A 9,277-nucleotide genomic window follows, 5' to 3' on the forward strand; every position below is an offset into this window, starting at 1 on the left:
ATGGTGTTCCCTTCGGGATGGACGAGCCGTCGTCCGCCGGGCGTCCGCTCGGCGTCCTGCCGGGTCTTGCCGGTCTCTTGCCGGCCACTTTCACTGTCGTCCTGCCGGTGCGGTCGCGCCGGATGCCGTTGGGCTCCGGCCGCGGGGCTGAACGTCCTTGGTTCGTGGGACCGTTGGCGTCAGCCGACCGGGAGGTCCGGGCGGATCAGCGTGCCGGACCTCCCGTGCACGATCTCGTGGGCGGCGTCCAGGGCACCGATCGCCGCGAGTCCACCGGTGCGTTCGACGAACCGCGCGGCGGCTTCGGTCTTGGGCCCCATGGAGCCCGCCGGGAAGTGGCCGAGGCGCAGTTCGCGGGGAGTCGCGTCGAGCACCGGGTGCTGGTCGTGGGTGCCGTAGCCCTCGTAGACGCAGGGGACGTCGGTGAGGATGAGCAGGAAGTCCGCCTTGAGGTCCTCGGCGAGCAGGGCAGCGGTGAGGTCCTTGTCGACGACGGCGTCGACACCGGTCAGCGCACCGGTGTCGGGATCGGCCGTGACGGGGACCCCTCCCCCGCCGGCGCAGATCACCAGGGCGCCGCCGTCCAGGAGTTGGTGAACGGTGCCGGTCTCAAGGACGCGCTCGGGCGCGGGCGAGGCGACCACCCGCCGCCAGCCGGTGGTGTCCCTGGCGATGTGCCAGCCGCGCTTGGCGGCCAGCCTCTGGGCCAGTTGCCGGGAGTACACCTGGCCGACGAACTTCGTCGGCCGGGCGAAGGCGGGATCGTCGGCCCTGACTAGGGTGTGCGTGACGAGGGCGGCGATCCGGTGCCCGGGCAGGGCGTCGTGCAGGGTGCGGGCCAGCAGGGAGCCGATCATGCCCTCGGTCTGCGCGCCGAGCAGGTCGAGCGGGTACGGGGCGCTGAGCGCGGGATCGGCCTCGCTCTCCACGGCGAGCAGGCCGATCTGGGGGCCGTTGCCGTGGGTGACGACGACTTCGTGCTCCTGGGCCAGGGCGGCCAGGGCGGTGGCCACCCGGACGGTGTTGGCCTGCTGGACGGCGGCGTCGGGCCGTTCCCCGCGGTGCAGCAGGGCGTTGCCACCGAGGGCGACGACGATGCGCATGGGTCAGTCCTCCAGGGTGGCGACGAGCACGTCGCGGGCGGCGCTGGACATGGTGGCGCTCCTGAATGCGGGCGGTTGCCGGTGAGTTGATACGGCACCGATCCTTCTGCGCCCCGCCGGACCCGGTCAGTGGTCGCACGGCCCCCGGGCGGCGCTGATGGTCCCGGCGCGGGGGGCCGGACAGCCCTGGGCCGGCGCGGGCGGCCGCAGCAGGCTGAAGGCGCTCGCCGACGATCACAGAAGGAGCGGAGCACATGACTGCCAAGGACACCGGCACCCGCCCGACCCCCACCGCCGTACTGGTCAGGGGCTCGGGCGATGTTGACGAGGAGTCACTCGCGTACGTCCGGGAGAAGGTCGGCGCGGTCCTCGGCCGCCCCGGGGTTCCCGCGGTCAGCGGCGAGGTGCGCGTCAGCAGGGCGGCCGCGCACCACGACCGGCTGCCGTGGTCGGCCCGGGCCGAACTCGCCGTGGGGGACGCCACCGTGGTGGTGGGGGCCGAGGAGGCGACGGCGCACGAGCTGGCGGACCGGCTGCACGACCGGCTGCGCGCCCGGATGGAGCGGACCCTGCACCGCGGGGACCAGGCGCGCCGGGCGGCCGCCGCGCCCCCGTGGCGCGGCGGAGGCGCCGCCGGCGAGCGGGGCTGAGGGCCCCGGCACCGGTGCCGGTCGCCGCCCGGGAGGGGACCTTCGGCACCTGCGGGCGGTGACGGCACCGGACGAGAGTGGGAACGCGAGCGGCACCGGCCCCGGTGCCGCTCTCGTCCGCACACCGCCGGACCGCGGCGGCTCTCGTCAACGGAGGCGCATCCCATGACCCCGCACGACACCGCAACCGAGGCCCCGGCCGGCGCCGCGGCACCGTCCGACATCGCCATCGCCGTGGACCGGCTGGTCACCAACGGGCTCAAGGCGCTCGCCGACTACGACGCCCTGACCCAGGAGCAGGTCGACCACATCGTCAAGAAGGCCTCGGTCGCCGCCCTGGACCAGCACACCGCGCTGGCCCGGCTCGCCGTGGAGGAGACCGGTCGCGGAGTCTTCGAGGACAAGGCGGCCAAGAACATGTTCGCGTGCGAGCACGTCACGCACAGCATGGGCCCGATGAAGACCGTCGGCGTCATCGCCCGCGACGACATCGAGGACATGGTCGAGGTGGCCGAACCGGTCGGCGTGCTCTGCGCGATCACCCCCGTCACCAACCCGACCTCCACGACCGTCTTCAAGGCCCTGATGGCGCTGAAGACCCGCAATCCCGTGGTGTTCGCCTTCCACCCCGCGGCACAGCGGTGCAGCACGGAGGCGGCCCGGATCGTCCGGGACGCGGCGATCGCGGCCGGCGCGCCGGAGCACTGCGTGCAGTGGATCGAGACGCCGTCCGTGGAGGCGACCGGCGTCCTGATGCGCCACCCCGGTGTCGCGCTGATCCTCGCCACCGGGGGCAACGCCATGGTGCGGGCCGCCTATTCGGCGGGCAAGCCGGCGCTCGGGGTCGGCGCGGGCAACGTCCCCGCGTACGTGCACCGGAGCGCGAAGCTGCGCCGGGCCGTCAACGACCTCGTGCTGTCCAAGTCGTTCGACAACGGCATGATCTGCGCCTCCGAGCAGGCCGTCATCCTCGACGAGGAGATCTACGACGCGGCCCTCGCCGAGTTCCGCACCCTGCACGCCCACCTGGCGACCGCCGGGGAGAAGGAGAAGCTGGAGCGGTTCCTGTTCCCCGCCGACGCGGGCGGCGGGGGCTGCGAGCCGAAGGTGAACCCGGCGGCCGTCGGGCGCAGTCCGGCCTGGATCGCCGAGCAGGCGGGCTTCACCGTCCCGGAGGACACCTCGGTGATCCTCGTCGAGGCCGAACACGTGGGCCCCGACGAGCCGTTGACCCGGGAGAAGCTCTGCCCGGTGCTCGCCGTGCTGCGCGCCGGCTCCGAGCAGCAGGGGTTCGACCTGGCCGCCGACATGGTCGCCTTCCACGGGCAGGGCCACACCGCGGTCGTGCACACCGGGGACCCGGCGCTGGCGGAGGCGTACGGCCGGCGCATGAAGACCGTGCGCATCATCGTCAACGCCCCCTCCTCGCAGGGCGCGATCGGCGGCGTCTACAACAGCCTGCTGCCGTCCCTGACCCTCGGCTGCGGCTCCTGGGGCAGCACCTCGGTGTCGAACAACGTCTCCGCCGCCCAGCTGCTGAACATCAAGCGGGTCACCACGCGCCGCAACAACCTGCAGTGGTTCAAGGTGCCCCCGAAGATCTACTTCGAGCCGCAGTCCATCCGCTACCTGGCCTCCATGCCGGACGTCCACCGCGTCACGATCGTCACCGACGCCACCATGACCCGCCTCGGCTTCGTCGACCGGGTCGGCCGCGTCCTCGGGCGGCGCGCGGAGCCGGTCACCCTCCAGATCATCGACGACGTCGAACCGGAGCCCAGCATCGACTCCGTGCAGCGCGGCGCCCAGCTCATGCGGGACTTCCGCCCGGACACGATCATCGCGCTCGGCGGCGGTTCGCCGATGGACGCGGCCAAGGTGATGTGGCTGCTGTACGAGCACCCGGACGTCGACTTCGCCGACATGCGGCAGAAGTTCTCCGACATCCGCAAGCGCGCCTTCCGCTTCCCGGTGCCCGGCGCCCGGGCCCGCCTGGTGTGCGTGCCCACGACGTCCGGCACGGGCGCGGAGATCACTCCCTTCGCGGTGATCTCGGACCCGGCCACCGGCAAGAAGTACCCGCTGGCCGACTACGCGCTGACCCCGAGCGTGGCCATCGTCGACCCGCTGCTCACCGCGGACCTGCCGCCGGCCCTGGCCGCCGACAGCGGCTTCGACGCCCTGACCCACGCGATCGAGTCCTACGTCTCCGTGTACGCCAACGACTTCACCGACGGCCTGGCCCTGCACGCGATCCGGCTGGTCTTCGGCAACATCGAGGCGGCGGTGAACGACCGCGGCGGCCGGCCCGAGGCGCGGGAGAGGATGCACAACGCGGCCACCATCGCCGGCATGGCGTTCGGCAACGCCTTCCTCGGCATCGTGCACGCCATGGCGCACACCCTCGGCGCCACTTTCCACCTCGCGCACGGCCGCACCAACGCCGTCCTGCTGCCGCACGTGATCCGCTACAACGGGACCGTCCCGGCGAAGCTCACGGGCTGGCCCAAGTACGAGGACTACCGTGCGCCGGAGCGCTTCCAGGACATCGCCCGCACCCTCGGCCTGCCGGCCGCCACGCCGGCGGAGGGCGTCGAGTCGCTGGCCCGCGCGGTGGAGCGGCTGCGGGACGCCGTGGGCATAGAGCCGTCGTTCCAGGCCCTGGGCGTCGACGAGCGCGCCTTCCTGGAGGCGCTGCCGCGGCAGGCCCTGAACGCCTACGAGGACCAGTGCGCGCCGGCGAACCCGCGCATGCCGATGCTGGACGACATGCAGCGGATCATGCGCAGCGCCTACTACGGGGACGGGCCGGAGCGGGCGGCGGCGGACGAGCGGTGAGACGGCGCCGAACGGCCCGGTCCGGCCCGCGTCTGCGGGCCGGACCGGGCCGTTCGTACGGGATCGCGGGGACGTCAGTCGTGCGGCACGACCGCGACCGGTGCCGTCGCGTGGTGCAGGACGGCCTGGGTGACCGGGCCGATCGCACCGGCGAGCGGGGTCCGGCGCCGGCGGCGGCCGACCACGAGCAGCGAGGCGTCGTGCGAGGCCTCCACCAGGTGCGAGCCCGCCCGGCCGATCACGGCCTGCTCCGTCACTTCCACGCCCGGGAACTTCTCCCGCCAGGGCTCCAGGACCGCGGACGCGGCCCGGTGCATGTCGCCGGTGAGCTCGGCGTGCAGTTCCGCGTCGAGGTCGCCGCCGTTGTCGTAGTAGGGCAGGTCGGGGCGCCGGCCGTGCACGACGCGCAGCCGCGCCGCGCGGCGCGAGGCGGCGTCGAAGGCGAAGCCGATCACGCTGCCGTCCGGGGCGGCGGAGTCGAGGCCGAGCACGACGTCGCGCGTCGGCGCGGCCCCGGGCGGCCGGCTCTCGTCCCCGGGACGGCGGCCGCCCCGGACGAGGACGACCGGGGACCGGCTGCCGGCCAGGGCCGCGAGGGCGACGGAACCGGCCGGGAACCCGGCGGCACCGCCCGTGCCCCGGGAGCCCAGCACCAGCAGGCCGTCCTCCCCGGCCGCCCGGAGCAGGACGGGGACCGGGTCCCCGTCGACCCGGTCGGCGCCGACGTCCAGGCCCGGGTGGCGCCGCGCGATCGCCATCCTCGCGTCGCGGAGCACGTCGTCCGCCCAGCGGTTGCGGGGGCCCGCGTGGACCAGGCGCAGGGGGACGCCGCGGAGCACGGCCTCCCCGGCCGCCCAGTCGGCGGCGGTCAGGCTCTGGGGTGAATCGTCCAGGCCTGCGGTGATGGTGCGGGGCATGACGCCCTCCTTCACGGTGACGGAAATCGATGGTTGCCGGACGACGCCCGGCCGGCTCACAGCGCCCGCAGTCCGTGCTCGCGGAACTGCTCCCGCACCCGCTCGGTCAGCTCCGGTGCGGGCACGGGCGTGTCGCGCAGGGGGAAGCCGATACCGAGGGCGTCGTACTTGTGGGCGCCGAGCTTGTGGAAGGGCAGGACGTCCACCCGGTCCACGTTGCCCAGCCCGGCCAGGAAGGCGCCGAGGGCGTCCACGGCGGCCGGGTCGTCGGTCCAGCCGGGCACGAGGACGTAGCGGATGTGGACGGGGACGCCCAGCCGGTCCAGGCGGGTGGCGAAGGTGAGCGTCGGCGCGAGGCCGGCGCCGGTCAGCCGCCGGTAGGTGCCGATGTCGAAGGACTTGATGTCCAGCAGCACCAGGTCGGTGTCGGCGAGGAGCGCGTCGGAGGCCCGGGCGCCCAGGAAGCCGGAGGTGTCCAGCGCCGTGTGCAGCCCCGCCTCCTTGCAGCGGCGCAGGACGGAGCCGGTGAACTCCGGCTGGAGCAGGGGCTCCCCGCCGGTGACCGTCACCCCTCCCCCGGCCGTGGTCACGAAGTCCCGGTACTTCCCGATCTCCGTCATGACCTCGTCGACCGACGCCTGCCGGCCGTCGCGCATGTGCCAGGTGTCGGGGTTCGCGCAGTACAGACAGCGCAGGGGGCAGCCGCTGACGAACAGGACGAACCGGGTCCCGGGACCGTCCACGCCGGTGGACAGGTCCCAGGAGTGGATCCGGCCGGTCACCGCCGGCGCCGCGGTGCCGCTCACAGCGCCTCGTGGAAGGTGCGGCTGATCACGTCGAGCTGCTGCTCACGGGTCAGGCGGACGAAGTTGACGGCGTATCCGGAGACCCGGATCGTCAGCTCCGGGTACTTCTCCGGGTGTTCCATGGCGTCCTCGAGCGTCGCCCGGTTCAGGACGTTGACGTTCATGTGGAAGCCGCCCGCGCTCATGTAGGCGTCGAGGATGCCGGCCAGGTTGGGCGCGCGCTCGGCCGGGTCGTGGCCGAGGCCCTCCGGGGTGACGGTCGAGGTGAGGGAGATGCCGTCGCGGGCCGCCTCGTACGGCAGTTTCGCCACCGACAGCGCGGAGGCCACGACGCCGTGCCGGTCGCGGCCGTTCATCGGGTTGGCCCCGGGCGCGAAGGGCTGCCCGGCGCGCCGCCCGTCGGGCGTGTTGCCGGTGTGCTTGCCGTACACCACGTTGGAGGTGATGGTCAGCACGGACTGGGTGTGCTCGGCGTCGCGGTAGGCGGGGTGCTCGCGCACCTTCGCCATGAACGACTCCACCAGGTCCACGGCGAGGGTGTCGGCGCGGTCGTCGTTGTTGCCGTAGGTGGGGAACCCGCCCTCGGTCTCGTAGTCGACGGCGAGTCCCGTCTCGTCCCTGACGACCTTCACCCGGCCGTACCTGACGGCGGACAGGCTGTCGGCGGCGACCGACAGGCCCGCGATGCCGCACGCCATGAAGCGGTGCACGGGATAGTCGTGCAGGGCCATCTCGAGGCGCTCGTAGGCGTACTTGTCGTGCATGTAGTGGATGACGTTGAGGGCGTCGACGTACGTGCCCGCCAGCCAGTCCAGCATCCGGTCGTACGCCGCCGACAGCTCCCCGTAGTCCAGGTACTCCCCCGTCAGGGCGGGCGTCGCGGGGGCGACCTGCTCGCCGGACATCTCGTCCCGGCCGCCGTTGATCGCGTACAGCAGGGCCTTCGCGAGGTTGACGCGGGCGCCGAAGAACTGCATCTGCCGGCCGACCGCCATCGCCGACACGCAGCAGGCGATGGCGGTGTCGTCGCCGGTGCGCGGGCGCATCAGGTCGTCCGACTCGTACTGGATGGAGCTCGTGTCGATCGAGACCTGGGCGCAGAACCGCTTGAACCCCTCCGGCAGCCTCGGCGACCACAGCACCGTGAGGTTCGGCTCGGGAGCCGGACCCAGGTTGTAGAGGGTCTGCAGGAAGCGGAAGGAGGTGCGGGTGACCAGCGGGCGGCCGTCCGTGCCGATGCCGCCGATGGACTCGGTCACCCAGGTCGGGTCGCCGGAGAACAGGGCGTCGTACTCGGGGGTGCGCAGGAAGCGCACGATCCGCAGCTTGATCACGAAGTCGTCGATCAGCTCCTGGGCGCGGCTCTCGTCGATGCGGCCCTCGTCCAGGTCGCGCTGCAGGTAGACGTCCAGGAAGGTCGAGGTGCGGCCCAGTGACATGGCCGCGCCGTTCTGCTCCTTCACGGCGGCCAGGAAGCCGAGGTAGAGCCACTGCACGGCCTCGTGCGCGGTGCCGGCGGGGCGGGAGACGTCGCAGCCGTAGGAGGCGGCCATCCGGGTCAGCTCGCCCAGGGCCCGGATCTGCTCGGCCAGTTCCTCGCGGTCGCGGATGACGTCCGGCGTGGAGGGCTGCTCGTCCAGCCGGGCGCGTTCGGCCCGCTTGGCCTCGATCAGCCGGTCGGTGCCGTACAGCGCCACGCGCCGGTAGTCGCCGATGATCCGGCCGCGCCCGTAGGCGTCGGGCAGGCCGGTGATGATGCCGGCCTTGCGCGCGGCGCGCATCGCGGGGGTGTAGGCGTCGAAGACGCCGTCGTTGTGGGTCTTGCGGTAGGTGCCGAACACCTCGGTGACGAAGGGGTCGGGCTCGTAGCCGTAGGCCTTCAGCCCGTTCTCGACCATCCGCAGACCGCCGTTCGGCATGATCGCCCGCTTCAGCGGGGCGTCGGTCTGCAGGCCGACGATCAGCTCGCGGTCCCGGTCGATGTACCCGGGGGCGTGCGAGGTGATCGTGGACGGGGTGGCGGTGTCCGCGTCGAGGATGCCCTTGCGGCGCTCCTCGGGGAACAGGGCGCTGACCTTGTGCCAGACGGCGAGGGTGCGCTCGGTCGGGCACGCGAGGAACTCCGGGCCGCCCTCGTACGGTGTGCGGGTGGCCCGGATGAAGTCGCGCACGTCGATCCGGTCGCGCCAGCCCCGGCCGGCGAACCCGCGCCACGGCTCGGCGGGTGCGTCCACGTCGGGACGGATTGCCACGGTCATCACTGCCTCCGCATCGGTCGCGGCACCGCCCGGGGTGTTCCCGGGCGGCTCCGCCGACGATGCTCCTCCCGGACGGCCGCCGGGAGCAGGGCCTCCGGGATCCCGCGGCCGCGCCATCCAGCCCTTGCGCGGCGGGTCCGTTCGGGTCCCGGGCCCGGCACGCGGGGACCGAACGGCCCTTCCGCCGCGCCCGCCGGCCCGGCTTTGCTCGGCGCCATGGCCCACACCGTCACCGGACCCGGATTCCGCCTCACGGAACGCACCGCCGGCGAGGCGACCGTCGCGCGGCTGCACGGCGAGATCGACATTCGGGCGGTGCTGCCGCTGCGGGCCCGCCTGGACGAACTGACGGCCGGGGACCGCCCGTACCTCGTGGTGGACCTGCGCGCCGTGTCCTTCATCGACTGCGCGGGCCTGGGCCTGCTGTGCCGGGCCCGCGACCGCATCGGGCGGCGGCACGGCCGGCTGCGCGTCGTCACGACCGGCGACCGCGTCCCGCGCGTGCTGCGGGGAGCCGGTCTGGGCAGCGCCTTCGAGCTGTACGGCAGCCCGGCCGAGGCGGTCGCCGCGGATCGCGGCACGGTCCTGGCGGCGGCCAGGGGCTGACGCGGCCGGGGACCGGGAACCTCGGCCCTCGGGACGGACGGCGGCCAGCACCCGCGCGTGGTCCGGGAAGCCGGTCCGGCGCCTTCGAGCTGTACGGGA

7 protein-coding genes are annotated in these 9,277 nt (G+C 73.5%); 3 read left to right on the top strand and 4 right to left on the bottom strand.

Features of this window, described 5'->3' with window-relative positions; all coding sequences use genetic code 11:
• Positions 1 to 179: 179 nt before the first annotated feature.
• Positions 180 to 1,103 (bottom strand): carbamate kinase, encoded by a 924-nt coding sequence (locus AQJ66_RS06405; protein WP_061917852.1) that lies wholly within the window; start codon positions 1,101 to 1,103, stop codon positions 180 to 182.
• 254 nt (positions 1,104 to 1,357) lie between these two features.
• Between AQJ66_RS06405 and AQJ66_RS06410 the strand changes: the two genes are divergently transcribed.
• Positions 1,358 to 1,753, top strand: a complete 396-nt coding sequence (locus tag AQJ66_RS06410) for a hypothetical protein (protein WP_061917855.1) — start codon at positions 1,358 to 1,360, stop codon at positions 1,751 to 1,753.
• A gap of 165 nt (positions 1,754 to 1,918) precedes the next feature.
• Positions 1,919 to 4,591: a bifunctional acetaldehyde-CoA/alcohol dehydrogenase gene (adhE, locus tag AQJ66_RS06415; protein ID WP_061917858.1), complete on the top strand. Its 2,673-nt coding sequence runs from the start codon at positions 1,919 to 1,921 to the stop codon at positions 4,589 to 4,591.
• Between the two features lie 74 nt (positions 4,592 to 4,665).
• On the opposite strand, the gene AQJ66_RS06420 is transcribed toward adhE, so the two are convergent.
• From AQJ66_RS06420 to pflB, 3 genes are read right to left on the bottom strand one after another with little or no spacing between them, the layout of a single operon-like run.
• A complete protein-coding gene (locus AQJ66_RS06420; protein ID WP_061917860.1) occupies positions 4,666 to 5,508 on the bottom strand; it encodes a universal stress protein in 843 nt (280 codons plus the stop codon).
• Between the two features lie 56 nt (positions 5,509 to 5,564).
• On the bottom strand, positions 5,565 to 6,314 hold the full coding sequence (pflA, locus tag AQJ66_RS06425) for a pyruvate formate-lyase-activating protein (protein WP_208611292.1): 750 nt from the start codon (positions 6,312 to 6,314) through the stop codon (positions 5,565 to 5,567).
• Entirely contained in the window at positions 6,311 to 8,572 is a 2,262-nt protein-coding gene (gene pflB / locus AQJ66_RS06430) for a formate C-acetyltransferase (RefSeq protein WP_061917863.1), read from the bottom strand. Before pflB ends, pflA begins: the two co-directional genes overlap by 4 nt.
• 216 nt (positions 8,573 to 8,788) lie before the next feature.
• Between pflB and AQJ66_RS06435 the strand changes: the two genes are divergently transcribed.
• Positions 8,789 to 9,178 (top strand): STAS domain-containing protein, encoded by a 390-nt coding sequence (locus AQJ66_RS06435; protein ID WP_079060118.1) that lies wholly within the window; start codon positions 8,789 to 8,791, stop codon positions 9,176 to 9,178.
• Positions 9,179 to 9,277: the final 99 nt, after the last annotated feature.

The organism is Streptomyces bungoensis (assembly GCF_001514215.1).
Lineage (GTDB): Bacteria > Actinomycetota > Actinomycetes > Streptomycetales > Streptomycetaceae > Streptomyces > Streptomyces bungoensis.